The sequence below is a fragment of the Euzebya rosea genome (assembly GCF_003073135.1).
GTDB classification, from domain to species: Bacteria; Actinomycetota; Nitriliruptoria; order Euzebyales; family Euzebyaceae; genus Euzebya; species Euzebya rosea.
This window is the reverse complement of record NZ_PGDQ01000020.1, coordinates 1-26,542: the sequence shown is the minus strand read 5'-3', so window position 1 is coordinate 26,542 and position 26,542 is coordinate 1. Positions and strand designations below refer to the sequence as shown.

At 72.6% G+C, this 26,542-nt stretch carries 22 protein-coding genes; 18 read left to right on the top strand and 4 right to left on the bottom strand.

Features of this window, described 5'->3' with window-relative positions; translation table 11 throughout:
* Positions 1-134 precede the first annotated feature (134 nt).
* The 9 genes from CUC05_RS21405 (at position 135) to CUC05_RS21365 (ending at position 11,412) form a co-directional block, all read left to right on the top strand.
* The gene (locus tag CUC05_RS21405) at positions 135-1,616 is read left to right on the top strand and encodes a UDP-N-acetylmuramoyl-L-alanyl-D-glutamate--2,6-diaminopimelate ligase (RefSeq protein ID WP_205712477.1); all 1,482 of its coding nucleotides are present in this window, start codon (positions 135-137) and stop codon (positions 1,614-1,616) included.
* Positions 1,617-2,996, top strand: a complete 1,380-nt coding sequence (locus tag CUC05_RS21400) for a UDP-N-acetylmuramoyl-tripeptide--D-alanyl-D-alanine ligase (protein WP_108668181.1) — start codon at positions 1,617-1,619, stop codon at positions 2,994-2,996. It abuts the gene before it with no gap.
* Positions 2,993-4,033: a phospho-N-acetylmuramoyl-pentapeptide-transferase gene (gene mraY, locus CUC05_RS21395; protein ID WP_108668180.1), complete on the top strand. Its 1,041-nt coding sequence runs from the start codon at positions 2,993-2,995 to the stop codon at positions 4,031-4,033. Before CUC05_RS21400 ends, mraY begins: the two co-directional genes overlap by 4 nt.
* A complete protein-coding gene (gene murD, locus CUC05_RS21390) occupies positions 4,030-5,304 on the top strand; it encodes a UDP-N-acetylmuramoyl-L-alanine--D-glutamate ligase (protein ID WP_108668179.1) in 1,275 nt (424 codons plus the stop codon). The genes mraY and murD overlap by 4 nt, the downstream gene beginning before the upstream one ends.
* Positions 5,301-6,605: a putative lipid II flippase FtsW gene (gene ftsW, locus CUC05_RS21385; protein ID WP_108668178.1), complete on the top strand. Its 1,305-nt coding sequence runs from the start codon at positions 5,301-5,303 to the stop codon at positions 6,603-6,605. Before murD ends, ftsW begins: the two co-directional genes overlap by 4 nt.
* Positions 6,598-7,737: an undecaprenyldiphospho-muramoylpentapeptide beta-N-acetylglucosaminyltransferase gene (gene murG / locus CUC05_RS21380; RefSeq protein ID WP_157965863.1), complete on the top strand. Its 1,140-nt coding sequence runs from the start codon at positions 6,598-6,600 to the stop codon at positions 7,735-7,737. Before ftsW ends, murG begins: the two co-directional genes overlap by 8 nt.
* Positions 7,734-9,158, top strand: coding sequence for a UDP-N-acetylmuramate--L-alanine ligase (gene murC / locus CUC05_RS21375; RefSeq protein ID WP_108668176.1), 1,425 nt, complete (start codon positions 7,734-7,736; stop codon positions 9,156-9,158). The genes murG and murC overlap by 4 nt, the downstream gene beginning before the upstream one ends.
* Positions 9,155-10,144, top strand: coding sequence for a UDP-N-acetylmuramate dehydrogenase (gene murB / locus CUC05_RS21370; RefSeq protein WP_108668175.1), 990 nt, complete (start codon positions 9,155-9,157; stop codon positions 10,142-10,144). The genes murC and murB overlap by 4 nt, the downstream gene beginning before the upstream one ends.
* 461 nt (positions 10,145-10,605) lie before the next feature.
* Positions 10,606-11,412 (top strand): cell division protein FtsQ/DivIB, encoded by an 807-nt coding sequence (locus tag CUC05_RS21365; protein ID WP_108668174.1) that lies wholly within the window; start codon positions 10,606-10,608, stop codon positions 11,410-11,412.
* Positions 11,413-11,860: 448 nt separating this feature from the next.
* Here the strand turns inward: CUC05_RS21365 and CUC05_RS21360 are convergent, their stop codons facing one another.
* Positions 11,861-12,391 (bottom strand): hypothetical protein, encoded by a 531-nt coding sequence (locus CUC05_RS21360; protein ID WP_108668173.1) that lies wholly within the window; start codon positions 12,389-12,391, stop codon positions 11,861-11,863.
* Between the two features lie 346 nt (positions 12,392-12,737).
* On the opposite strand from CUC05_RS21360, the gene ftsZ reads away from it, so the two are divergent.
* From ftsZ to CUC05_RS25455, 7 genes are all read left to right on the top strand, one after another.
* On the top strand, positions 12,738-13,940 hold the full coding sequence (ftsZ, locus tag CUC05_RS21355; protein ID WP_108668172.1) for a cell division protein FtsZ: 1,203 nt from the start codon (positions 12,738-12,740) through the stop codon (positions 13,938-13,940).
* 12 nt (positions 13,941-13,952) lie between these two features.
* On the top strand, positions 13,953-14,741 hold the full coding sequence (locus tag CUC05_RS21350) for a purine nucleoside phosphorylase YfiH/LACC1 family protein (protein ID WP_108668171.1): 789 nt from the start codon (positions 13,953-13,955) through the stop codon (positions 14,739-14,741).
* Positions 14,738-15,427 carry a YggS family pyridoxal phosphate-dependent enzyme gene (locus tag CUC05_RS21345; RefSeq protein ID WP_108668170.1) on the top strand — a complete coding sequence of 230 codons (690 nt, stop codon included), beginning with the start codon at positions 14,738-14,740 and terminating at the stop codon, positions 15,425-15,427. The genes CUC05_RS21350 and CUC05_RS21345 overlap by 4 nt, the downstream gene beginning before the upstream one ends.
* A 106-nt stretch (positions 15,428-15,533) precedes the next feature.
* The gene (locus CUC05_RS21340; RefSeq protein WP_108668169.1) at positions 15,534-16,163 is read left to right on the top strand and encodes a cell division protein SepF; all 630 of its coding nucleotides are present in this window, start codon (positions 15,534-15,536) and stop codon (positions 16,161-16,163) included.
* 19 nt (positions 16,164-16,182) lie between these two features.
* Positions 16,183-16,431 (top strand): YggT family protein, encoded by a 249-nt coding sequence (locus CUC05_RS21335; protein ID WP_108668168.1) that lies wholly within the window; start codon positions 16,183-16,185, stop codon positions 16,429-16,431.
* A 46-nt stretch (positions 16,432-16,477) separates the two neighbouring features.
* A complete protein-coding gene (locus tag CUC05_RS21330) occupies positions 16,478-18,061 on the top strand; it encodes a DivIVA domain-containing protein (protein WP_108668167.1) in 1,584 nt (527 codons plus the stop codon).
* 108 nt (positions 18,062-18,169) lie between these two features.
* Positions 18,170-18,709 carry a hypothetical protein gene (locus CUC05_RS25455; RefSeq protein ID WP_108668166.1) on the top strand — a complete coding sequence of 180 codons (540 nt, stop codon included), beginning with the start codon at positions 18,170-18,172 and terminating at the stop codon, positions 18,707-18,709.
* Positions 18,710-18,751: 42 nt separating this feature from the next.
* On the opposite strand, the gene CUC05_RS21320 is transcribed toward CUC05_RS25455, so the two are convergent.
* From CUC05_RS21320 to ileS, 3 genes are all read right to left on the bottom strand, one after another.
* The gene (locus CUC05_RS21320; protein ID WP_157965861.1) at positions 18,752-20,830 is read right to left on the bottom strand and encodes a cell wall-binding repeat-containing protein; all 2,079 of its coding nucleotides are present in this window, start codon (positions 20,828-20,830) and stop codon (positions 18,752-18,754) included.
* A 92-nt stretch (positions 20,831-20,922) separates the two neighbouring features.
* Entirely contained in the window at positions 20,923-21,579 is a 657-nt protein-coding gene (locus CUC05_RS21315) for a hypothetical protein (RefSeq protein WP_108668164.1), read from the bottom strand.
* A complete protein-coding gene (gene ileS / locus CUC05_RS21310) occupies positions 21,576-24,743 on the bottom strand; it encodes an isoleucine--tRNA ligase (RefSeq protein ID WP_108668163.1) in 3,168 nt (1,055 codons plus the stop codon). The genes CUC05_RS21315 and ileS overlap by 4 nt, the downstream gene beginning before the upstream one ends.
* 243 nt (positions 24,744-24,986) lie before the next feature.
* On the opposite strand from ileS, the gene CUC05_RS21305 reads away from it, so the two are divergent.
* On the top strand, positions 24,987-25,892 hold the full coding sequence (locus tag CUC05_RS21305) for an alpha/beta fold hydrolase (protein ID WP_108668162.1): 906 nt from the start codon (positions 24,987-24,989) through the stop codon (positions 25,890-25,892).
* Positions 25,893-25,952: 60 nt separating this feature from the next.
* Positions 25,953-26,542: signal peptidase II (lspA, locus tag CUC05_RS21300; RefSeq protein WP_157965860.1), on the top strand; the 590-nt coding region annotated here is incomplete at its 3' end.

The window sequence follows — 26,542 nt, the reverse complement described above, 5'->3', positions numbered from 1 at the left end:
GCGGGCTGTACCTGGGGTCGCGTGTCCGGTCGACCACGACCCCTCCCGGCTTCTCGGGGACCTCGGCCGTATCCTCGGGCCGGCCCAGACGCCGGCCGACGGGGCCGGCGCGACGACCACGGCGACTCCCCCTCGTGCCCCCATCCGAACTTCCCGGCCCGTCCCTGACCGACCTGGCCGACCTGCTGCCCGACGCCGTCCTGCACGGTGTCGGCCGATCGGTCGTGACCGACGTCACCCATGACAGCCGCATGGCCGGCCCCGGTGTGCTGTTCGCGGCACGGCCCGGCGAACGGGCTGACGGGCACGACTTCGCGCCCGCGGCCGTCGATGCAGGCAGCCCCGCCCTGCTGGTCGAGCGCCATCTGCCCGACCTGCCCGTCGACCAGCTGGTCGTCCCCTCGGTCGCCGACGCCATGGGCTGGGCGGCCGCCGCCGCACACGGCAACCCCAGCGACAGCCTGGACGTGCTCGGGGTGACCGGCACCAACGGCAAGACGACGACCGCCTACCTGCTGGACGCGATCTGGCGCACCGCCGGACGCCGGACCGGCCTGGTCGGCACCGTGGAGACCCGGATCGGCAGCGAGGTCATCGCTGGCGTGCGGACCACCCCCGAGGCCACCGACCTGCACCGCCTGTTCGCCCGCATGCGCGACGACGACGTCACCGCGGCGTCCATCGAGGTGTCCAGCCACGGGCTCGCGCTCGGGCGCCTCAACGGGGTGCGCATGCGCGCGGCGCTGTTCACCAACCTCAGCCAGGACCACCTCGACTTCCACCACGACATGGCCGACTACTTCGAGGCGAAGGCCCGGCTGTTCACGCCCGCCTTCGTCCCGGCAGCAGCCATCACCGTCGACGACGAGTGGGGGCAACGCATGGCCGAGCGAGCGCGGTCGGCCGGCCTGACGGTGCTGACGGTCTCACGGCACGGCGACGCCGACGTGACGGCCACCGACGTGGTCACCGGTCCCGACGGCGCCAGCTTCACCGCGGTGGTGGAGGGCAGTCGGCACGACGTCCGCATCGGCATCCCCGGTGACTACAACGTGACCAACGCCCTGGGGGCCATCGCCACGGCCCACCTCGCGGGGGTCGACGTCGACGTGGCGGTGGCTGGCGTGGGCGCCATCGCAGGGGTCCCCGGGCGCATGGAGCGGGTCGACGCCGGCCAGCCCTTCGCCGTCCTGGTCGACTACGCCCACACGCCCGACTCGGTGACCAACGTCCTGGACAGCGCTCGCCGGCTGACCGACGAACGAGTCCTCGTCGTCCTCGGCTGCGGCGGCGACCGTGACGCCGGCAAGCGTCCGCTGATGGCGCGTGCTGCCGTTGCCGGTGCCGACGTCGCCGTCCTCACCAGCGACAACCCGCGCAGCGAGGACCCCGAGGCCATCCTGGACGACATGGTCGCGGGCCTGGCCGACCCGGCCGCCGCCATCCGGATCACCGATCGCGCCGCCGCGATCACCCACGCCCTGCGGCAGGCCCGGCCCGGTGACGTGGTCGTGATCGCCGGGAAGGGCCACGAGCCGTACCAGGAGCTGGCCGACGGCCGGATCCACTTCGACGACCGCGAGGTCGCCCGCAACATCCTCCAAGAGGTGCAGTAGATGATTCCCCTGGCCGTGGCCGCCGTCGCCGACATCGTCGGTGGCGACCTGGTCGCCGACTCCGACAACCGCATCACCGGTGTGGCGATCGACAGCCGCCGGGTGATGGCCGGCGACCTCTTCGTCCCCCTCGTCGGCGAGCACAGCGACGGGCACGACTGGATCGAGGCGGCAGTCGCCGCCGGCGCGACCGGCTTCCTGTGCGACGAGGCCCACGCGGGCCTCGCCGAACGGCTGCCCGGCGGCATCGTCGTCGACGACCCCCTCGACGCCCTCACCGGCCTGGCCGCGTGGGTGCGCGACGAGGTCGATCCGATCGTGATCGCCGTCACCGGATCCAACGGCAAGACCACCACCAAGGACCTGACGGCTGCCGCCATCGGTGAGGCCCGGGTCACCGTCGCCAACCCCGGGTCGTTCAACAACGAGATCGGGCTGCCGCTGACGCTGTGCCTGCTGACGGCCGAGACCGAGGTGCTGGTCTGCGAGATCGGCGCCCGCGGCATCGGCCACATCGCCGAGGTCATGCCGATGCTGCGCCCCGACGTCGCCATCGTGACCACCATCGGCGGTGCCCACATCGGCGAGTTCGGCTCCCTCGACGCCATCGTGCAGGCCAAGGGCGAGCTGGTGGAGGGCCTGTCGGAGGAGGGCGTGGCCGTCCTCAACGCCGACGTCCCCGAGGTCGCGGGCCTCGCCGAGCGCAGCCCCGGCCGGGTCGTCACCTTCGGCAACGCCGCGACCGCCGACCTGCACCCCCACGACGTGACCGTCGACGAGGCCGCCCATGCCGTGCTCACCATCGGTGACGTCACCGTCCGGTTGCCGCGCCCGGGCATGCACAACGTCGGCAACGCCCTCGCCGCCCTGGCTGCCGCCGAGGTCGTCGGCGTCCCTCGTGACGTCGCCGCGGCCGGCCTGGCCAGCGCCGGCGTCTCGCGCTGGCGCATGGAGGTCACCACCAACCCCACCGGGGTGGTCGTGGTCAACGACGCCTACAACGCCAACCCCCAGTCGACGATCGCCGCCATCGACACCCTCGCCAGCATCCGGACCGACGGGTCGCGCTGGGCGGTCCTGGGCTTCATGGCCGAGCTCGGCGAGGAGACCGGCCCCGGCCACCGCAGCGTCGGCGCCCACCTCGCCGAGGCGGGGATCGACGGCGTCGTCGTCGTGGAGGGCCGTGCCGGTGCCATCGCCGACGGGGCGCGGGAGGCCGGGTTCACCGGTCGCATCCTGACTGCGGCCGACGTGGGCGAGGCCACCGACACCATCACCGGGCTGGTCGCCGAGGGCGACGTCGTCCTGGTCAAGGGCAGCCGCAGCGTCGGCCTGGAAGTCCTGGCCGCGGCGCTGCTGGAGGACGGTGGCACCCGATGAGGTTCATCCTCGTCTCGGCGTCCCTGTCGCTGGTGCTGTCCCTGGTCGGCACACCCGCGGTCATCCGCTTCTTCCGTGCCCGCGAGCTCGGCCAGCTGATCCGCGACGACGGCCCGCAGAGCCACCACACCAAGCGCGGCACCCCGACCATGGGCGGCACGGCGATCATCATCGCCGCGCTGATCGCCTACGCGGTCTCCGCGGCGCTGGCCGGACGGCTGGACTCCGCCGGTGGGGCGCTGGCCATGGCCACCTTCGCCGGCATGGGCGCTGTCGGCTTCCTCGACGACCTCATCAAGCTCAAGCAGCAGCGCAACCTCGGGCTGAACAAGACCGCCAAGTTCGGCGGGCAGGCGCTGGTCGCGATCGTCTTCGCCTTCGGCGCCCAGTACGTCGCCGAGACCTCGACGCGCCTGAGCTTCATCGGGCCGCTGTCGCTGGACTTCGGGCCCGTCCTGTTCCCGATCTTCTGCTTCGTGATCCTGTCCGCCACCTCCAACGCGGTGAACCTGACCGACGGGCTCGACGGCCTGGCCAGCGGCGTCAGCGCGATGGTCTTCGGTGCGTACACGATCATCGCGTTCTGGATCTTCCGCCATCAGCTGGACTACACCAACGAGGCGTGGATCCACGCCGACACCCTCGCGATCGGCGCCGCAGCCGTCATGGGGGCCACGCTGGGCTTCCTGTGGTGGAACGCCCATCCGGCCAAGATCTTCATGGGTGACACCGGATCGCTGGCCCTCGGCGGCATGCTCGCGGCCCTCGGCGTGCTGACGGAGACCGAGCTGCTGCTCATCATCCTCGGTGGCCTGTTCGTCGCCGAGACCGTCTCGGTCATCCTCCAGGTGGCCGTCTTCCGGCTGATGGGCGGCCGGCGGTTGTTCCGCATGGCGCCCTTCCACCACCACTTCGAGCAGCTGGGCTGGCACGAGAACCAGGTCATCGTCCGCTTCTGGATCATCGGTGGGCTCTGCACGGCCTTCGGCATCGGCCTGTTCTACGCCGAGTACCTGTCGCGAGCGGGGTCGGGATGACCGCGACCGACCCGAGGCGCATCCTGGTCTTCGGTGTCGGCGCCTCGGGTGTGGCCGTCGCCGAGGCGGCCCTGTCCCGGGGCTGGCAGGTGCTGGCCGTCGACGAACGTGTCGAGGCCGACACCTCCACGATGCCCGCCGGGGTCGAGGTTTGGCTGGGGACGGTCGACCCTGCTGCGCTCGACGACATCGACATCGTCGTCACCAGCCCGGGTGTTCCGCCGACGCAGCCGCTGCTGGCGGCCGCCGTCGACGGTGGAGTGCCGGTCTGGTCCGAGCCGGAGCTGGCCTGGCAGCTCAACGAGGGCCGCACACGGCTGGTCGCCGTCAGCGGCACCAACGGCAAGACGACCACCACGGAGATGATCGCGGCCTGCCTCCGCGCACCCGCCGCAGGCAACATCGGCGTGCCGCTGGTGCAGGTCCTCGCCACCGACACCCCACCACCGATCGTCGTGGTCGAGCTGTCCAGCTTCCAGCTGCACTTCTGCCACGAGCTGCGTCCCGACGTGGCGGCGTTGCTGAACGTCGCCGACGACCACCTGGACTGGCACGGGGGCCTCGACGGCTACCGGGCCGCCAAGGCCCGCATGTGGCAGGCCCAGCGTCCACAGGACGTCACCGTCGCGTTCACCGCCGACGCCGGCACGGTCGCGACGATCGAGGCCTTCCCGCCCCCGGGACAGCTCGTCCGCGTCGACGACGTCGGCCACGACGAGGTGCTGCAGGGCCTGGACCTGCGCGCAGGCGGCCCCCACAACCTGGCCAACGCCACGGTCGCCGCCCGGGCGGCGCTGGCGGCCGGCGCGTCCGTCGAGGACGTGCGCGAGGCCCTGCAGGCCTTCGAGCCGGGGCCGCACCGCCTCGAGCTGGTGGCCGAGCACGACGGGGTTCGCTGGATCAACGACTCCAAGGCCACCAACCCCCACGCCGCCCTCGCGGCGCTGCGATCCTTCGACGACATCGTGTGGATCGCCGGTGGCCTCAACAAGGGCCTGGACTTCGCGACCCTGGCCGATGACCTTCCGGGCCGGGTCCGGACCGTCCTGACCATCGGCGCCTGCGGCCCGGAGGTCGCAGCGGTCGCACGCGGTGTCGGTGTACCGGTGGAGGAGGTCGGCCAGCTCGACGCCGCCGTCCGACGTGCCGCCGAAATCGCGGTCCCGGGCAGTACCGTCCTGCTTGCGCCGGCGGCGGCGAGCATGGATCAGTTCCGCAACTACGCCGAGCGTGGAGACGTGTTCAGGCGGGAAGTGGAGGCGCTGCGATGACGACCGTTGGATCGGAACCGGACAGGGTTGTCGCCGAGCCGTCGACCGCCGCGGCGGACCCCCGGCCGGGCATGCTCGCCCGCGTGGTCTCGGGTCGCGCCACCTCCGACTCGGTGTGGCTGCTCCTGCTGGCCGGCGGCCTGCTCCTGCTCGGCCTCGTCATGACCTTCAGCGCGTCGTTCGTGCAGTCGACCGCCGACACCGGGGACGCCTTCGACGTCTTCGGCCGGCAGGCGTTCTGGGCGTTCCTCGGCCTGCCGGTGGCGTTCGTCGCCACGGTGGTGGACTACCGGCGGTGGCGCATCGTCGCCCTGCCCGCCGTGGTGCTGACACTGGTGGCCATGGCGCTGGTGCTGGTCGTCGGTGAGGAGGTCAACGGTGCCAAGCGCTGGTTCGCGCTGGGGCCGGTCTCCATCCAGCCGGCGGAGATCATCAAGCTGACCCTGCCGCTGTGGGTCGCCCACGTGCTGGCGTCGCGGTGGCGCTCGATCGACCGGGGCGGCGTGCTCGACCTGTTGTGGCCGGTGGCGCCGGTGATCGTGGTCGCCGGTGCGCTGGTCGCCCTGGGCCCGGACCTGGAGTCGGCCGTGCTGGTCATGGCCATCGGTGGCACCGCCCTGTTCGTGGCCGGCCTGCCGCTGCGCATCGTCGGGGTGATGGGGGTCTTCGCCGGGCTGTTCGGCTGGTACCAGGTCGCCTCCAAGCCCTACCGGCTGGGTCGCCTCGCGGCGTGGCTGGACCCCACCGCCTACGCCGACACCTACGGCTACCAGACCACCCAGGGGTTCATCGCCCTGGGGTCCGGCGGGTTCTTCGGGGTGGGGCTCGGCCAGGGGCGCGGCAAGTGGCTGTACATCCCCAACGCCCACACCGACTTCATCTACGCCATCATCGGCGAGGAGCTCGGCCTGCTGGGCGCGCTGCTCGTCCTGATCGCCTTCGCCGGGTTCGCGTGGCTCGGCATCCGCATCGCCTCCCGATCCACCGACGTGTTCGGTCGCCTCCTGGCCGCCTCGGTCACCGCATGGCTGATCCTGCAGGCCAGCATCAACATGTCCTCCGTCGTCGGCCTGCTGCCGGTGACCGGCGTGACCCTGCCGCTGGTCTCCTTCGGCGGCTCCTCGCTGGTGATCACGATGGCGGGTGTGGGCCTGCTGGCGTCGGTCGCCCGGCACGGGCGCGATGTGGAGGCCCGGCACGGGCGCGATGTGGAGGCCCGGCACGGGCGCGATGTGGAGGCCCGGCACGGACGGGTGCCGGTGGCACGGTCCGTGGAGGACGGTGCATCCCTCGATGGGTGACACCGTCCTGCTCGCCGCGGGCGGCACGGGCGGTCACGTGTTCCCCGGTCTGGCAACCGCAGCTGCCCTGCACCAGGCCCGTCCCGACCTGGAGATCGCCTTCGTCGGCACCGCCGACCGCCTCGAAGCACGCCTGGTCCCCGAGGCCGGCTGGCCGCTGCACACCGTGCCCGCCATGGCACTGCGCAAGGACCTCTCGGCCCTGAAGCTGCCGGCCGTCCTCGGCCGGGCGATCACCGCCACCCGCCGGCTGATCCGCGAGTCCGACGTGATCGCCGCGGTCTGCTTCGGCGGCTACACCTCCGTCCCGCTGGCGCTGGCGGCCCGCACGACCGGCACGCCGCTGGTGGTCCACGAGCAGAACGCCGTCCCCGGACGTGCCAACCGGCTCGCGGCGCGTGCCGCTGCCGCGGTCGCCGTGACCTTCGAGCAGGCTGCCGACGGGTTCGGCACGACCAGGACGGTGCTGACCGGCAACCCCGTGCGGCCGGGCCTGCTGCCCGACGCCGCGCCCGGTGAGGACCTCGTGGCCGTCCGTGCGCGTCTCCGCGACGAGGCCCTGCAGGCCTTCGGGCTGCGCCCCGACCGACGGACCCTCCTCGTCTTCGGCGGCAGCCAGGGCGCGCAGCGGATCAACCGGGCGCTCACCGGCGCCGCCGGCCGCTGGAGCAGGCCCGAGGAGCTGCAGGTCCTGCACGCCACCGGCGCCCGCACCCACGACGAGACCGTCGCCGCCTGGACCGCCGTCGACCACGGTGGCCTGCACGTGGTCGTGGAGGAGTTCATCACCCGCATGGACCTGGCCTACGCCGCCGCCGACGTGGTCGTCTGCCGTGCGGGCGCCTCGTCGATCGCCGAGCTGACCGCGCTCGGCCTGCCCTCGATCCTCGTGCCGTACCCGCACGCCACCGACGACCACCAGACCGCCAACGGACGAGCCCTCGAGGCTGCCGGCGGTGCAGTTGTCGTCCCCGATTCCGACATGGACGCCGACCGGCTGGTCGCCACCGCCGAACCGATGCTCCACGACCCCACGACCCACGAGCGCGTGGTCGCCGCCGCCACGGCGTTCGGCCGCCCGCATGCCGCCGCCCGGCTGGCCGAGCTCGTGCTGGAGGTAGCCACACCATGACCGCAGACGACCCCGACCTGACCACCGCCGCCGGCCTGGAGCTTGCCGCCGACACCCGCGTGCACCTCATCGGGATCGGCGGGTCGGGCATGAGCGCCCTGGCCCAGATCCTGCTCGAGCGCGACATGCCCGTCTCCGGCAGCGACCTGCGCGGCGGCCCGTCCTGCATGGTCCTGGAGGCCATGGGGGCCACGATCCACGTCGGCCACGACGCCGCCCACGTCGAGCGGGCCGACGTCGTGGTGGTGTCCAACGCCGTCCCGCGCGGCAACGTCGAGCGCAAGCGCGCCCACGAGCTGGGCATCCCCGTCGTCCTTCGGGCCGACCTGCTGGAGCTGCTGCTCACGGGCAGCACCCGCGTCCTGATCTCCGGTACCCACGGCAAGACCACCACGACGTCGATGACCACCGTGGCCCTGCAGGCGGCGGGCATGGACCCCTCCTTCGCCATCGGTGGGGCGCTGCACGGCGGTGGGACGTCGGCCCACCACGGCACCGGCGAGGTGTTCGTCGCCGAGGCCGACGAAGCCTTCCGGTCCTTCCTGCGCCTGACCCCCGACGTGGCGATCATCACCAACGTCGAGATGGACCACCACGACGAGTACGCCGACCTCGAGGCCTACCGCGAGGCGTTCGTGCAGTTCCTCCAACGTCGACCCGATGGTGGCCTGGCGCTGCTGTGCGCCGACGACGAGGGGTCGGCCACCCTCGCCCCCCACCTGACCGGCCTCGTGCGCACCTACGGCACGGTCGACGGTGCCGACGTACGCGCCACCGAGGTCACCCCCACCCCCGAGGGCGGCAGCCGGTTCCGCGTCGCCGACGGCGAGGAGGATCTGGGCGAGTTCTCCGTCCTGGTGCCCGGTCGGCACAACGTGCTGAACGCCACCGCAGCGATCGCGGCCGCCCGCTTCGTGGGGGCGTCGACCGAGGGTGTGGCCGACGGCCTGCGCGACTTCGTCGGGGCCATGCGCCGCTTCCAGCGGCTCGGGACGGTCGGTGGCGTGTCGGTCGTCGACGACTACGGCCACCACCCAACGGAGCTGGCCGCGACGATCGCCGGTGCCCGGGAGGCCAACCCCGACGGCAGGGTCATCGCCGTCTTCCAGCCCCACCGCTACAGCCGCACCGAGGCCCTCGGCGTGGACCTCGGACGGGCGCTCGCCGCCGCGGACCTCGTGGTGGTCACCGACGTCTACGCCGCTGGTGAGGCCCCCGTACCGGGCATCACGGGTGCGCTGGTCGCCGACGGCGCCGCCGACGCAGGGGCAGAGGTCCGGTTCATGCCACGCCTCGGCGACCTGCCGAAGCTGCTGGCCGAGCTCGTCCAGCCTGGCGACATGGTGCTGACGATGGGCGCCGGCGACATCACGGGCGTCGGCCCCCAGCTGCTGGAGCGGCTGGAGGGACGCGGCGCATGAGCTCGGGGTGGGGGCAGAGCGACCCCCTGTACGAGGCGCTGGTCGCCCGGGTCGGCGGGGCAGTGACCGCCGACGAACCCCTCGCACCGCGGACGACCCTGAAGGTCGGGGGCAACGCGCGGACGCTGGTGGTCGCGGAGTCCGACGACGACCTGCGGGCCGTCGCCCACGTGTGCGACGAGTTCGCCGTCGACTGGCTGGTCATCGGCCGTGGCTCGAACATGCTGATCGCCGACCGCGGCTGGGATGGCATCGCCGTCACGCTGGGCCGTGGGTTCCGCGGGGTGGAGGTCGAGCCGACCGACCCGCGCCATCCCGACGGCAACCACTGGACGGTCATCGCCGGGGCGGCCGAACCCATGCCCGTGCTGGCGGCAACACTCGAACGCCACGGCCTGGGGGGCATGGCCTTCGGCGTGGCGATCCCGGGCGCGGTGGGCGGCGCGGTCCGCATGAACGCCGGCGCCCACGGCGGCCAGATGGCCGACGTGCTGGAGTGGGCGGAGGTGGTGCGCCTCACGCGTGGGACGGTCGAGCGCTGGCACGCTGCTGACCTGCAGATGTCCTATCGTCACACCGCCCTGCCCCGCGACGCCGTCGTGACACGTGCGTGCCTGCGCCTGCAGCGCGAGGACGCCGACACGCTGGCCGCCGACATGGCCGAGATGAAGCAGTGGCGGCGTGATCACCAGCCGATCAACCAGCCGTCGTGCGGCAGCGTGTTCCGCAACCCCCCGGGTGACTCCGCGGGTCGGCTGATCGACGCCGCCGGGTTGAAGGACCACGCCGTCGGTGGGGCGCGCGTCAGCCCGAAGCACGCCAACTTCATCACCGTCAGCCCCGGCGCGACCGCCCGCGACGTCCACGAGGTCATCCGCCACGTGCGCGCCGAGGTCGAGCGCGTCCACGGGGTCGTGCTGCAGCCAGAGGTCGTCATCGAGGGATTCGCGGACCCGCTCGGCAGCGGGGGAGGGGAGGCCGCGTGAGCGCGCTGCGTCCCGCCCTCCGCTACCTCGGCCTGGCCGCGGCACCCCGGCCGCCGCAGCCCCGGCCCGCGCCGTCCCACGTCCGTGTCCGCGCGGCCACCCAGTCCTCGTCGGACGGCTCACGACGTGCGGTCGTCGACGCCGAACTGGTGTTCGGTGGCGGGGGAGGGGGTAGCGCGTCGCGTGAAGGGTCACGTCACGGCGCCGTGGCCACCGACGTCCGCACGACGGGCCGGTCGACCGCGACGCGACCGTCGGTGCCACGTTCGGCTCGCGCGACAAGCCGCCGCCGTCGTTCCGGGACGCGGCAGACGGGATCACCCCGGCAGGCGGCGTCGTCCCGGCAGGCACAGGCCCGAACGGCCCCGTCCCGACCGGCGCCGGCCCGTCAGGGGAAGCGGTCACGGACCCGCCGGGCAGCGGAGGCCCAACGGCCCCGCCGACGGCTGACGCCGCTCGTCGTGCTCGGACTCGCCGAGCGGCCGATCCACGTCACCGGTCACCCACGCATGCGCGAGCGCATCCTCGAGGGGGTGCAGCGCCGACGCCGGCGCGAGCGTGTCGTCACGGCCTCCCTGCTGGCGTTGCTGGCCACCGTGCTGCTCGGCTGGGGAACCCTCCGTTCACCCCTGCTTGCCGTGGAGGACGTCCGCGTCGTCGGCGTGCCCGGTGAGGTGTCGACGGAGGTCCTGGACGTCGCGTCGGTCCATGCTGGCCAGAACGTGCTCGACGTGGACCTCGAGGCCGTCGAGGCCCAGGTCACCGAGCTGCCCTGGGTCGAGCGCGCCACCGTGCGCCGTCGGCTGCCCTCCACCATCGAGATCCGTGTGTCGGCCCGCACCCCGGTGCTGGCAGGCACGTTCGGGGACAACACCTACCTGGTGGACGCCGAGGGGCTGGTCATCGAGGCCGTCGACGAGGCCCCCGAGGGCGTGACGACCATGGCCCTGACCGCAGCGCCACCCGTCGGTGCGGTCGTCACGTCGCCGTCGGTGCTGGCCGCAGCCGAGATCGCCGCCCGCATGCCCCCCGGCATGGAGCGCTGGCTGGTGTCCTACAGCACCGCTGGTGACGACGAGGTCGACGCGCTGCTGCGTGTGCCGACCGAGTCCGGCCCGGTGGAGTTGGTGGCCCACCTCGGCCGTCCCGTCCAGGTCGACGTCAAGGCCGCCACGATCGCCTCGCTGGTGGAGGAGACGGTCGGCAACGGCATGAACCCCCGCGCGCTGGACGTCCGCATCCCCGACCGGCCCATCGTGCTGGCGTGAGGCTGGATTTCCACACCAGAGCAGTACTGGACCGCAACGCCAGCACCGGGGGTCGAAGGGGCGGAGCCCCCTGGGACGAATCGTGCTGGCGTGAGGCTGGATTTCCACACCGAAGCAGTACTGGACCGCAACGCCAGCACCGGGGGTCGAAGGGGGCGGAGCCCCCTGGGAGGGATCGTGCTGGCACGAGGCTGCCTTCCCACACCGGCTGAGGCGCCGATTGGCGTTCGGCCACGATTGTGGTGACGGGTGCACCGGTGCACCCATGTCGACAATTGGCGCCCGATACCGATTTCGTGAGATCGGCAACCGGCGACGATTGTGGTGACGGGTGCACCGATGCACCCCTGCCGACAATCGTCGCCCGGTACCGATCTCGGGTTCGGCGGCGGGTCGAGCACCGGACCCGGACGCCAGCGCCGGCCGTCGCAGGGCCGACGTCGGCGACCTACTCCAGGCGGTCGAGGGTGACGGTGAAGCTGGTGCCGACGCCCTGTCCGACGGCGACCTCGCCCGTCCAGCCGTTGCCGGAGACGCTGTAGACCTGTCCGGTGGAGCCGTCACCGGCCGTCTGGGTGATCTCGTAGCCCGCGGCCGGCAGCTCGCTGGCGAAGAAGTCCGACACCTCCTGCACCGACCCGTCGGCCTGGAAGGCGGCCACGACGTCACGGCCCGCCCCCGCCGCACCACCCTGTGCCTCGGCCCCCGGGGGGAGGGGGAAGTCCGCCGGGAAGTCGGCGGGCAGGCCCTGTCCCACGCTGACCTGCCCGTCGGGGCCGTCCACGGTGATCTGGTCGCCGTCGAGGTCGATGGAGATGCCCTCCTCCTCCAGCGCCTGGTTGGCGATGTTCTCCGCGACGTCCTGGGCGCTGCAGCCCGTGGCCAGCAGCATCAGCGCCAGCAGCGCGGCGCGCATCGAGGAACGGACGACGGACCTGGCTGACTGCGCGTTGACCTGCATGGTGGTGGTTCCCCTCATCGAACGGACCGCCGTGCAACCCTCGTGCACGGCGCGGACACGGGCGATTGTCCGCCGCGCCGACCCCACCGTCCACCCGCCGTCACCGTTTCACGAGGACTGCTCCGGGGCACCGGCAGGGTGGTCAGGTTGACGCATGCGAAGGCAGTGCGTAAGGTCTGACCAGTCAAGAGGTTTACATAAGTATAACCCTCTACTTGAGGGTTAGGGTTCGATCGACACGGTCACGCCCACCATGCCCACCACGGATCACCCCCTCGGGGAGCGGCTCGTGAGGGGTCTTCCCCCATGTTGAAGTGAACAGCTGCGCCGGCAGAGCGCAGGGAAATGACAAGGAGACACGTTCGTGGCCGCACCACAGAACTACCTGGCCGTCATCAAGGTGGTCGGGATCGGAGGTGGCGGAGTCAACGCCGTCAACCGCATGATCGAAGCCGGCCTGAAGGGCGTGGAGTTCATCGCGGTGAACACCGACGCCCAGGCCCTGCTGATGTCGGACGCCGACGTCAAGCTCGACGTCGGTCGTGAGCTGACCCGTGGACTCGGCGCAGGCTCGGACCCCGAGGTGGGCGAGAAGGCCGCCGAGGAGCACCGCGACGAGATCGAGGAGGTCCTCAAGGGGGCCGACATGGTCTTCGTGACCGCCGGCGAGGGTGGTGGCACCGGTACCGGTGGCGCCCCGATCGTCGCCGACATCGCCAAGTCGCTCGGCGCCCTCACCATCGGTGTGGTCACCCGGCCGTTCGCCTTCGAGGGCCGCCGGCGTGCGATGCAGGCCGAGCACGGTGTGGACCGTCTGGCCGCTGCGGTCGACACCCTCATCGTCATCCCCAACGACCGGCTGCTGGAGATCTCCGACACCGAGACCTCCATGCTGGAGGCCTTCCGCCTCGCCGACGACGTGCTGTTGCACGGCGTGCAGGGCATCACCGACCTGATCACCACACCCGGCCTGATCAACACCGACTTCGCCGACGTCTCCACCGTCATGCGCGACGCCGGGTCGGCCACCATGGGCGTGGGCAAGGCGCGCGGTGAGGGTCGTGCACGGCAGGCCGCCGAGATGGCGATCTCCTCGCCGCTGCTCGAGGCCTCCATGGACGGTGCGCGCGGCGTGCTGCTGACCATCGCCGGTGGCTCCGACCTGGGCCTGCACGAGGTCAACGAGGCCGCTGCGGCCGTCCAGGACCACGCCGACCCCGAGGGCAACATCATCTTCGGTACGGTGATCGACGACTCCCTCGGCGACGAGGTCAAGGTCACCGTCATCGCAGCCGGGTTCAACGACTCGCCGACCTCCGCGCAGGAGAAGGCGCCGACGCAGATGTCGGCCCAGGCCGCCAACGTCACCCCGCTGCGCCCGACGCGCGAGCCCTCCCGCCCCGACTTCGGTCGGACCGTGCGGGTGGACAGCCCGCCGCCGCTGCCCTCGATCCTCGAGGACGACGATGACGACGAGGACGTGTTCCGCTCGCCAGCGGCGTCGGACCGTGTGGCCGACGACGACGGTGACGACGACCTCGACATCCCGTCGTTCCTGCGCCGCTGACCCGACGACGACGTGAACGCCCCTCGAACCGCGACGGGCGCGGTCCCGGCGAGCGCCGTGGCGCCGCCCACCGTCCCCCGAACCGGGCTCGTGCCCGGGCGGTCCGACGTGCGCTACGGGTTCTCGACCCGGGCGCACGGCACCGCCTCCGACACCGTCGGTGATGGTGACGCGATGGCGGCGCGGCGCGCCCTCCTGGCCGAGATGGGGCAGCCGGATGCACCGGTCGCGCTGATGCGCCAGGTCCACGGACGTGCCGTCGCGACCGTCGAGGGGGTCGATGGGGGCCCACCACCCGAGGCGGACGGGTTGCTCACCACGCGACCCGACACGCCGCTCGGCGTCTTCGTCGCCGACTGCGTGCCCGTCCTGCTGTCGGCAGGCGACGCCATCGGCGCGGTGCATGCCGGCAGGGGAGGGGTGGCGCTCGACATCGTCGGCGAGGCCGTCGATGCGCTGCTGGCCAGCAGCGGCGTCCCGGCCGAGTCGGCCACGGCCGTCATCGGCCCCGCGATCGGGCCGTGCTGCTACGAGGTCCCCACCGAGATGGCCGAGGAGGTCGTGTCGACGACCGGACTTCCCGGGGCGCGGGCTCGGACGTCGTGGGGGACCGACTCCCTCGACCTTCCCGGTGCCGTCGCCCTCCAGCTGGCGGCCCGTGGCGTCACCCGGACCCATCGGGTCGGCGGCTGCACGCGCTGTGACGCCGAGGTGTGGTTCAGCCACCGGGCATCGACTGCCGACGCCGACGCGTTCCCACCGGGACGACAGATCGGCGTGATCGTGCGGGAGGAACCATGACCGACATGGCGACGAGCATCGGCGAGCGCCTCGACGACGTCCGGCGCACGATCGCCGAGGCCGCTGGGCGTGCGGGCCGGTCCACCAGCGGGATCACCGTCGTCGCGGTCTCCAAGACCTTCGACGACGACGCGGTCCGTGCGGCGCGCGATGCCGGGCAGGTCGACTTCGGCGAGAGCCGGGCCAAGGCGCTCGCGGCTCGCCACGAGGCCGACCCTCCGCTGGGTGTCCGCTGGCACTTCGTCGGCCGGCTGCAGCGCAACAAGGTCGGCCTGGTCGTGGGAGCCGCGACGCTGATCCACTCGGTGGACTCCATGCGGCTGGCCGAGGCCATCGCCGCGGAGGCTCGGGACCACCAGCGCGTGCAGCGCGTCCTGGTGCAGGTCAACGCCGGGGAGGACCCCGACAAGGCGGGCTTCTCCATCGACGATGCCCCCACGGCGATCGCCCGGATCCGGGAGATCCCCGGCATCTCCGTCCAGGGGGTCATGACGATCCCCGCGCTCGGGGTCGATCCCCGTCCGGCGTTCGTGCGGCTGCGCACCCTGCGCGACGAGCTGCGCGAGTCCTTCCCCGAAATCGTGCACCTGTCCATGGGCATGAGCGGGGACTACGAGCTGGCGGTGGAGGAGGGGGCAACCCTCGTCCGCCTCGGCACCGCGATCTTCGGTCCGCGCGACGGCTGACCGCCCGGACGGGCGGGACACCTCGCCGGTCCACGAGCACAACCGAACTACCGTGGCCACCAACCGGCCACGACCGCCCCCCGGGGGGCATGGAAGGGAGCAACAGATGGCGTCCAACGGATGGAAGCGTGCGATGCACTTCCTCGGCCTGGTCGAGGAGTACGACGACGACTACAACGACATGCCCACGGCCGAGCCGATGGGTGCGCCGCCACTGAGCGCCGAACCGCCGGCGGCGCCGCGGTCGGAGCCGTCGAACGTGCGCAGGATCCCCACCGCCGGGTCCATGGACGACGACATGGCCCCCGCGGGCATGGGTTCGTCGGGCATGGGTTCGTCGGGAATGGGCTCGTCGGGTTCGGGCCCGGCCTCGTCACCGGCACCGGTGGCACCGACCGGCACGGTCAACGTCCTCGGAGGCCCCCGGACGGAGGACCCGCCGGCGCCGAGCGGCCCCCGTGTGGCCGACCACGTGCACATCACCAGCCCGACGACGTTCAACGACGTCGAGGAGGTCGGGGAGAACTTCCGCGACCGGGTCCCGGTGCTGATGAACCTGCAGGGGGCCAGCGAGACCGTCGCCAAGCGGTTGCTGGACTTCGCCTCCGGCCTGATCTACGGGCTGGACGGCCGCATCGAGCGCAAGGGCGATCGCATCTTCCTGCTGACCCCGGCCGACGTGGAGATCTCCGCCGGCGAGCTGTCGCGGTTGCAGGATCGTGGCCTGACGTCGTGACGCCACCTACGGTGGAGTCATGCTGATCATCTGCTGGGCGCTCACCGCGTTCTGGGTCCTGCTCATCGTCCGGGTGATCTTCTCGTGGATCCCCCGTCCTCCGGACCCGCTCCTGGTCGTCAACGACGTGGCGGTCAGGGCAACGGACTGGGCTGTAGCCCCCCTTCGCAACGCCATCCCGCCCATGCGGATGGGAGCGGTTGCGCTGGATCTGAGCATCCTCGTGCTTTTCTTTGGGGTGAACATCCTCCAGGCCATCCTCTGCTGACCGGCCCTGGGGCGCGAGTGATCGCGAGGACGCCAACGGAGCTGCCATGAGCTTGTCACCCGACGACATCGAACGTCAGGTATTCGCCACCGAGTTCCGCGGCTACGACCGCGAGGACGTCGACACCTTCCTGGACCGGGTGGCCGACACCCTCGAGGAGCTGCGCCGCGAACGCGAGGGGCTGCTGGCGCGCCTGAACGACGCCGAGCGCCACGCCGCCGACGCCCGTGCGCAGGCCGACGAACGTGTCGCCGCCGCCGCGGAACGGGTGCAGCAGGCCGAGTCCGCCGCGAACGCCCGGGTGGCCCAGGTCGAGTCCGCAGCCAGCGACGCGCTGGAAGCCGAGAAGATGCTCAAGCGGACGCTCATCACCGCCCAGCGCACCGCCGATGCGACGGTCCACGAGGCTCAGGCACAGGCCGAACGCACGGTTGGCGCCGCGAAGGAAGAAGCAGCCGCGACGCTGGCCGCGGCCCGCAGCGAGGCCGAGGGCCTGCGCACCCGCACCCGCGAGGAGGCCGAGCGCCTGCTGCACGATGCGCGAGCGGCCGCGGCGGCCGAGCGTGCCGAGGCCAACCGCGAGGCGGACCGCGTGCGCAGCGAGGCCGAGGCCGAGGCCCAGCGCCTGGTCGAGACCGCACGGGCCGAGGCCAACCAGACCACCGAGGAAGCCCGAGGGGTGGCCGAGCAGGCCGTCGCCGACGCCCGCGCCGAGGCCGAGCGCACCCGGGCCGACGCCCGGACCGAGGCCGATCGGCTGATCGCCGAGGCCGATGCCCGGGCGCGTGCCACGATCTCCGACGCCGAGTCCTCCGCCGCCGCGATGACCGCCCGTACCGAGGCCCGAGCCTCCGAGCTCCTGGCCGACGCCTCGCGTCGGGTGGGCGAGGCGCGCGACGAGGCGACGGCGGTCCTCGACGACGCCCTCCGCACGGCCGCACGCCTGGCCGAGCAGCGCACCGCCTACGCCCGAGTCATCACCGAGGCGATGTCGAGCCAGATGGCGGAGATCGAACGGCTCGGTGCCCTGCCCGCCGTCCCGGCGGAGATGCAGGCGACCATCGACCGGCTGCGGACGACCGACACCGTGGACACCGCCGCGGTCGAGGACCCCGGCTCGTCCGGCGAGCAGGACGTCACCGCGGCCGTGGCCCCCGCGACCGACGCGTCCGACGGGTCCGACGGGGAGGACACGTCGCCGGAGGACACCTCGCCGGAGGAGCGCTCAGCGAAGGACCGCTCGCCGGAGGATACGGCGCAGCAGGACGGCGAGCCGTCCGGGGCCGAGCCCGCCGAGCACGACGCGGCGGCCTCGGAGGCCGACGAGCCCCGGTCGGAGCGCGAGGAGTCCGAGGCCGACACGCGCGAGGCCGACACGCCCGAGGCCGACACGCCGGAGGCCGAGGAGTCCGAGGAAGCGGACCGATCCGGTCCACCCCCCGCGGAGCCCCTCCTCGCGCTCGACGGGCTGGACGACGGGTCGGACGACCGCTCGACGGCCGCCGACGACCACCCCCGCCTGCGTGTCGTCGGCGACGACATGGGCAGCACCGGCAGCCGACGCGGCAGCTCGGCCTCGAGCAGCCAGATCGACCTGGTCCACCTGCTGCATGCACCCCACCGGGACTGAGCCCGAGTCCTCGGACGACCGGACCCCGTACCTGTCCGGGCGTCGGCGATCGAGGCAGTACGCTCGGGCTCGTTCCGCATCCGTTCGTTCGCGGCCGAAGGCCAACGCGTGATCCTCATCAGCCTCATCCTCGTCCTCGTCTCAGCCGTCAGCCTGCTGATCGGCGGTCTGTTCTCCGAGGAGCTCGACCTCATCTACGTCTCCATCGCGGCCGCGCTTGCCGCGGGGGTGTTCCTGCTGGTCGGCGTGCTCCGCGGCAACCGGCGACCCAAGCCCGTTCGGGCAGCCGCCCCGACGACCACGTCCGGTGACGCGGCCCCTGCGGCCACGTGGAAGGGCGCGGGCTGGAGCGGGAACGGCCAGGACGCCCTGTCCCGTGACGAGGACGTGACCACGGACCTGAACGCAACCACGGAGGACCCGCCCGCGGTGCAGGACGCCCCGCCCACGCCACCAGCGGCACCCGTCGCCACGCCGCCGCCGGCTCCGGCACCGCCGCCCGCACCGGCACCGCCGCCCAAGGGCGCGCCGGCCCCCCCGAGCGGTGGCGGCTGGGCCCCTCCGGGCGCCAGCCCTCGGCCGGCGTCCTCGTCGGGGACCAGCCGTCCAGCGGCGACCCCGCCGCCGCCTCCGCCACCCCCGGCCTGACGTCCGGTCCGGTCGACGTCGACCGGAGCCGATGACGGCCCGTCAGCCGTCGACGCCCTCGCGGACGAGGGCCGCGGCGTCCGCCAGCACCTGTGCGGGCAGGCCGGCGACGCCGCCGACGGCCATCAGGTGGTCCACGACGTAGTCGACGTCGAGGAGGGCGTTGCCGCTGTCGGGGTTGGCCACCCCAGCGGACGGATCGACCAGCAGCAGGCTGCCGCCGAGCGCGGCGATCGCCGGTCCCGCCGCCAGCGCGTCGGGGTAGTCGGCGCTCGTGGCCAGCGCGACCCGGGCCACGTCGATCCCGTCGGCGCGGGCGGCAGCGAAGGCCAACGCGGAGGTGGCCAGGCGACTGCCGCCGCCGATCCGCCTGACGGCATCGGCGTGCGCCGTCACCGCCTGCGCGACGTCCTCGGAGACCGCGGCCGTCCCACCCACGACGATGACCTCGGCTCGCCCGTCAAGCGCAGCGGCCGTCTCCTCCGGCAGGACATCGGCCTCCGTCAGCAGCACCGGGATGCCCTGCGTCGCGGCCCATGCGCCCACGGCCAGGGCGTCGGCCCACGGTGCCTGATCGGTCGGCCCGGCGCCCCTGGCGAGGAACGCACGGTTGCCGCCGACCTCCTCCGCCGCTGCGGCGGCGGTCTCGAACCGTGTGTCACCGGCGATGCGTCGCACCGTCTCCACGGTGTCCACCGACGCCGCGGTCGACTCGGCGCGTCGGCTCAGGGCCGCGGGACCACCCATCAGCACGACCTCCTCCACGCCGAGCCTGGCCAGCTCGTCGAGGACGATGTCGGGCAGGTCCGCCGGCGGGGTCAGCAGCACCGGCCCCTCGAGGCGACCCGCCAAGGCCGTGGCGGCCAACGCGTCGGCGTAGCCGGACGCGGTTGCCAGGACCGCTGCGGGGGCGCCGTCGGGGAACGCCTCGCCGGACAGCGCGACGGCCGTGGCGACCCGATCGGCGCCGGCTGCTCGTGACGTCGTCACCGGACAGTCGGGGAACGGGTCGCCCACTCTGGGGACGCTCGTGACGATCGGGAGCTGCACGTCGGCCCACACCAGCGTCGCCGCAGCGACGTCCTCGACGGCGGCGGCCACCCCCGGCCCCTCAGCGGAGGGTTGTGCGACGTCCGGCGTGGTGTCGAGCATCCGTTCGGGGACCGCGCCCCGGTCCTCGCCGTGCCAGCCGCACCCGAGCTGCTCGGCCAGCAGGACCTGCTGGGGTGTCCCGGCCGTCCCCGACCACGTCTCGTCGGGGTCGCCCCCGAGCAGCGCGCGGTGGGTCTGTATCCCATGGGCCGTCGCCGCCGGGGTTGGGGACAGGCCCGGCGCCGGCGCGAATCCGCCGGTTGGGTTGAGCGACGCGCGGAGGAACCGTTCGACGTCGAAGGGCACCTCGATGCCGGCGGCCGCCGAGGCCTGCGCGGCCACGGCGGTGATGGCCATGTCGGGCACGAGCAGCTCGCACGTCCCCGTCGACCGGGCCGCAGCGTCGCGGTACAGCGGCCACCCGCCCGACGGGCACTGCTGCTGGGCCAGCCAGCGCAGCTGGGCGTCGCTCGGCTGCACACCGGCGGCCACCAGGGCCAGGAGCCCGAGGCTGTGGGTCGTCACGGGCTCCTGCAGCAGCGACGACGACCCGATCAGCCCGGCGTCCACCCCGTTGGACTGCGTCCGGGACTGCAGCTCCGCGACGAGGTCGAGGTCGTCCGGCCCGAGCACGAGAGTGGACGTCCGGGCGACGCGGACGAGGATGGCCATCCCCAGCTCGCCGGTCGCGAGCTCGTCGGTGGGACGGTCGACGACCGCGGAGGCGATCGCCGCGCTCGCGCGGGCTGCTGCCGTCTCGCCGACACCGCTCGCCAGCATGCCGAGCACTGCCCAGCCGGCCGGTCGCAGGTCCTCCGCGGTGCTGGTTCCCCGTGGCGATCCGCTGGCGGTGACCTGCCGGGCCAGCCAGCCCCCGGCCAGCGCTGCGGCGTCGTCGTCGGTCGCGGCCGGCATCGGGTCCGCCACCGCCGACGACAGGAGGGGACTCGTGGGTGCGACGACCGGCAGGACGACCGCGGGCACGCCGATGCCGGCCAGCAGCATGCAGCCCAGCAGCACTCCTGGCACCACGGAACGGGCACGCGGACGCACGGCGATCGCCCCGCCCGAGGCGAGGCGACCCGATCGGTGACTGTGCCGCGGGCCCATCGAGGCGGAGCCTAGGTGTGGACGGGAGGTTTGGTGGGACGGGTGTGCCCACCGCCCACGTGCTTCGCCTCGCGGCCGGCGATGCGCGCGGCACGCTCCATGGGGTGGCGTGCGTAGCCGTAGCGGGCCAGCAGGTACCAGTAGGTGGGGCCCATGAGCGGGCCGAGCCGCTCCGCCTGCCGGGTGTGCACGAGCTCGTGGGCCATCAGGGCTGCCGACGGCTCGTGCCGGGCAAGGACCACGTGTCCCAGGGTCGTGGCGGCGAATCCACCCCGGTGGAGGGCGAAGCAGACCGGTCCGCGAACGGGGGAGAAGACGATCACGCCGTCGCGCAGCGTCGGCGTCGCGCCGCTCAGCAGGCCGAGGAGCAGGCCGACCACCGTCGAGGGGAGGGCCCACACGATCGCCAGGAGCTGCAGCGGGCGGCTCGTGATGGGCTTCGGTACCCAGCCGGCCAGGTCCACGATCCATTCGGGCTCGCCGGGGCGTGCGACGAGGCGCGCGTCGGCGATCCGGTCGGTCCCGCGGGGTACCCGCGGCAGCGGGATCGCCGAGCCGGTCCGGTCGGTGGGTTCGTTGAGCTCCTTGCGGCTCCACACGACCCCGGCGACGAGGCCGACGAGGCCGGCGAGGAGGAGCGCTCGGCGGAGCAGGCTGCGGGCAGTCATCGGTTGACCTCGATACGGATACGGGCGGCGTGTCCGCCGACTTCCACGAACGCACCGCCGGAGGCTGCCCCGTCGGTGATGTCGGTTGCGAGCGTCTCGCGGCTGATGGCCTCGCGGTGGTCGGCCACCGCCTCCTTCAGCTGGCCGTCGATGGCCAGCTCCAGGCGGATACGGTCGGACAGCTGCAGGTCCAGCTGCTTGCGCTGGTCGTTGATGGTGCGGATCAGCTCGCGGGCCAGGCCCTCGCGCCGCAGCACGTCGTCGACGGTCAGGTCCAGCGCAACCGACACGCCCCCCTCGGAGGCAACGGTCCAGCCCTCCCGGGACTCCTCGACGACCTGGACCATCGTGGGGTCGACGGTGACCGACGTGCCGTCGGACAGCACGAGGTCCACGGACTGCTCGGCACGCACGGCCGCCACGATCGGATCGGGGTCGGCGGACGTGATCGCCGCGGCGACGTCGGGGGTCTGCTTGCCGAACACCCGGCCGAGGTCGCGGAAGCTGGCCTTCAGCTGGTAGCTGACGGTGTCGCCGCCCTCGCTCAGCTCGATGGCCTTCAGGTTCAGCTCGTCGGCGACGACCCCGGCCACGCGGTCCCAGCCGTCGGTGTCGGGCAGCGTGACCAGCGCGCGTGGCAACGGCTGGCGCACGCCGATCTGTGCCTCGTTGCGGGCGCGCAGGCCGAGGGTGACGACCTCGCGCGCAGCGGCCATCGCGCGCCGGAGGCCAGCGTCGTCGGCAGCCGCGTCGGGCACGGGGAAGTCCAGCAGGTGCACGCTGTCGGGCGCCTCGGCGTCGACGGTGCAGACGAGGTTGTCGTACAGCGACTCGGCCACGAAGGGCGTGAACGGGGCCAGCAGTGCCGACAGCGTGACCAGGCACTCGTGCAGGGTGGCGAAGGCCGCGTCCTTGTCCGCCGAGGTGCCCTCGGCCCAGAACCGGGATCGGGTCCGGCGGATGTACCAGTTGGACAGCCCGTCGACGAAGTCCTCCAGCGCACGACCGGCGGTGGTGGCGTCGAACGCCTCCAGCCCCTCGTCGACGGTGGTGATCAGCTGCGCCAGCTCCGACAGGATCCAGCGGTCCATCACCGGCCGGTCGGCGACCGGCGGGGCCGGTCGGACGTCCGGGGTCCACCCGTCGATGCGGGCGTAGGTCACGAAGAAGTAGTAGCTGTTCCACAGCGTCAGGAAGAACCGACGGACGACGTCCTCGACGGGTCCGTGGCCGACGCGGCGGTTGACCCACGGCGATCCGTCGGTCAGCAGCAGCCACCGCAGCGGATCCGCGCCGTGCCGATCCACGATCTCCCACGGCGAGATGATGTTGCCCAACGACTTGGACATCTTCTTGCCGTCGGCGTCGACGATGTGTCCCAGGCACAGGACCGTCCGGTAGCTGTTCTGCTCGAACAGCAGGGTGGACTCGGCCATCAGCGAGTAGAACCATCCGCGCGTCTGGTCGATGGCCTCGCAGATGTAGTCGGCGGGGAACCGTTCGCTGAACGTCTGCTCCGACCCCTCGACCCAGGGGTAGCCGAACTGGGCGAACGGCATGGCGCCGGAGTCGTACCACGCGTCGATGACGTCGGGCACGCGGATCATGGTTCCGCCGCAGGGGCCGTGGTCGGTGTCGCGTCGGCACTCGAAGGTGATGTCGTCGATGTAGGGACGGTGCGGGTCGAGGCCGGACAGGTCGTTGCCGGTCAGGTCCCCGAGCTCGGCACGCGATCCCACGCACACCGCGTCGTCGCACCCGTCGCAGCGCCACACCGGCAGCGGCGTGCCCCAGTAGCGGGATCGGGACAGCGCCCAGTCGATGTTGTTGGACAGCCAGTCGCCGTAGCGGCCGTCGCGGATGTGCTCGGGGTGCCAGTCGACCTCGGCGTTGACGGCCAGCAGCTTGTCCTTGTACTGCGACGTGGCCACGTACCAGGACGGCTTGGCGTAGTACAGCAGCGGGTTCTTGCACCGCCAGCAGAACGGATAGGTGTGGGTGTAGGTCTCGGCCCTGATCAGCAGCCCGGCCTCGCCGAGCGCCTCGATGATCCCCGCGTCGGCGTCCTTGACGAACAGGCCCGCCCAGGGCGTGACCCGGTCGGTGAAGCGGCCCTCGAGGTCGACGGGGTTGACGACCTCGACCCCTTCGCGCTGGCCGATGGCGTAGTCGTCGGCGCCGAACGCCGGGGCCATGTGCACCAGCCCGGTGCCGTCGCTGGTGGTGACGAAGTCGGCGGTCGTCACGTAGTGGGCGCGGCCCTCGGGGACGACGAAGTCGAACGGCGCCCGGTACGGCTGCCCGAGGAGCTCCTCCACGGCGACGTCACGGTGGACGGTTGCTCCCTCGCCCAGGACCGCCTGGACCAGGTCGCGGGCGACGACCACGGGGAAGGCGTCGTCGTTGGCCTGGGCCAGCACGTACTGCAGGTCCTCGCCGACGGCGACGAGGGTGTTGGAGATCAGCGTCCATGGGGTGGTCGTCCACACGGCCAGCGATGCACCGGCCTCGGCCAGCGGACCCTCGGTGAGCGGGAAACGGACGTACACCGAGGGATCCTCGGCCTGGTCGTAGCCCTGGGCGACCTCGTGGTCCGACAGCGACGTCCCGCAGCGGCCGCAGTAGGGGAGGACCTTGTGCCCCTCGTACAGCAGCCCGGCGTCCCACAGCTGCTTGAGGCTCCACCAGACGCTCTCCACGTAGGAGGCGTCCATCGTCCAGTAGGCGTCGTCGGTGTCGACCCAGAACGCGATGCGCTCGGTCAGGCGCGTCCATTCGTCGACGTAGGTCTCCACCGACTCGCGGCACAGGCGGTTGAACGCCTCGACGCCGTAGTCCTCGATCTCCTGCTTGTGGGTGAAGCCGAGCGTCTTCTCGACCTCGAGCTCCACCGGGATCCCGTGGCAGTCCCAGCCGGCCTTCCGCGGGACCCGGTACCCCTTCATCGTGCGGTAGCGGGGGAAGATGTCCTTGAAGACCCGTGCCTCGACGTGGTGGACCCCCGGCCGACCGTTGGCGGTCGGCGGACCCTCGTTGAAGGAGAACAGCGGACCGTCGGCGCGTGCGTCGAGCGACGCCCGGAACGTCCGGTGGTCCTTCCACCGCTGCAGGACTGCGGTTTCCATGCCCGGGAAGTCGGGCTGCTGGTCGACGGGGGAGAACACTGCTCGGCTTTCTCGCGGGGACGTGCGTCGTGCGGGAGCAGAGCGTAGCCGCGATGGACCGTCCGACGAGGTGACCGGCCGACGCACCCGACCGGGCCGCCGGCCGTGATCACCCGTCCCCCGAACCGCCGCCCGTCACCGCTCGGGCGCGTGTCGGGTATCGGGCCGCCGGTCGTGATCGCCCGACACGCGTGGGCCCGGGAGGGGTGGCCGGACGGGCCGGTGGCGTGGGACGATGCGCCGATGAACCCGACCCCCGGTGAGCGGCCCAGCTGGGTCGACGACACGCTGTACCCCTTCGAGAGCCACTTCCTCGACGTCGACGACTGCTCGGTGCACTACCTCGACGAGGGCGAGGGGCCGACGCTGCTGATGCTGCACGGCAACCCGACCTGGTCGTTCCTGTACCGCGACATGATCGCCGACCTGTCCAGCGACTACCGGTGCGTCGCCCCCGACTACCCGGGCATGGGGTTGTCGAGCGCTCGCCGGGGATACGCCTTCGGGCCCGAGGAGCACGCCCGGATCGTCGCCGGCCTCGTCCGCGGCCTCGACCTCACCGACGTGACCATGGTCCTGCAGGACTGGGGAGGCCCGATCGGCCTGGCGGCCGCGGCCGCCGATCCCGACCGCTACAGCCGGTTCGTGATCGGCAACACGTGGTGCTGGCCGGTCGACGACGTGCAGTTCTCCGCCTTCTCGTGGCTGATGGGCGGGCCGATCGGCACGTTCGCCCACAAGCGCCTGAACGCCTTCGTGGAGCAGGTCATCCCCCGGGCGCACAGCCTCCGTCGTCCCGGGGAGGCCGAGATGGCCATGTGGCGGGGTCCCTACCCCACTCCGGCATCACGAGAGCCCACCCACGTCTTCCCGGAGCGGATCACCGGGGCGCGGCCGTTCCTCGCCCAGACGCGCTACGACACGATGGCCACCGGCCTGACCGACCTGCCGGCCCTGCTGCTGTGGGCCACCAGGGATCCCGCGTTCGGCACGCCGGTGCTGCGCCGGATGGAGGCGACCTTCGCCGACCACCGCACCGTCCTGCTGGAGGGGGCCAACCACTACTGGCAGGACGACGCACCGGACGCGGCGTGCCGGGCCATCCGTGACTGGTTCGACGATTCGGCGGGCGATCGGGCCGCCACCTGACGGGTACGCGCGGGCCACCCGAGCCGCGACCCACCAACATGGCACACTCGGCAGTCACCCATGCCTGAACAAGATCGCTCGAAGCTCGTGTACGCCACCACCCTCGTGGTGGCCGTCGTCTGGATCGTCCTCGACCAGGCCACCAAGATCGCTGCGGTCCGCAGCCTCGAGGGGCAGGTGCCCAACGACCTCGGCCCGCTCGTGCTGCGGGTGATCCGCAACACCGGCGGCGCCTTCTCGCTGCCGCTGCGCCTGCCGTGGGTCTTCGTCCTGGTCGCCGTCGTGGTCACCGTGCTGGTCATCAGGGCGCTGCCCCAGACCAGGTCGCTGGGCCTGGCGACCGCCTACGGGCTGGTCGTCGGCGGGGCCATCGGCAACGGTGCCGACCGCATCTTCCGGGACGGGGCCGTGGTCGACATGCTCGACCTCGACTTCGCGCCGCTGCAGAACTTCCCGGTGTTCAACGTCGCCGACATCGGCATCACGGTCGGGGCCCTGCTCGTCGCGGTGCTGATGGTGCTGGAGGACCGACGACTGGCCAGGGAGGAACCCGCGGTGCTCGAACCCCTGGATCGGGGCGACGGCGCCGTGCACGCGGACCCCGAGCCGGACGCCACCGAGCAGGCCCGCACCGAGCAGGCCCGCACCGA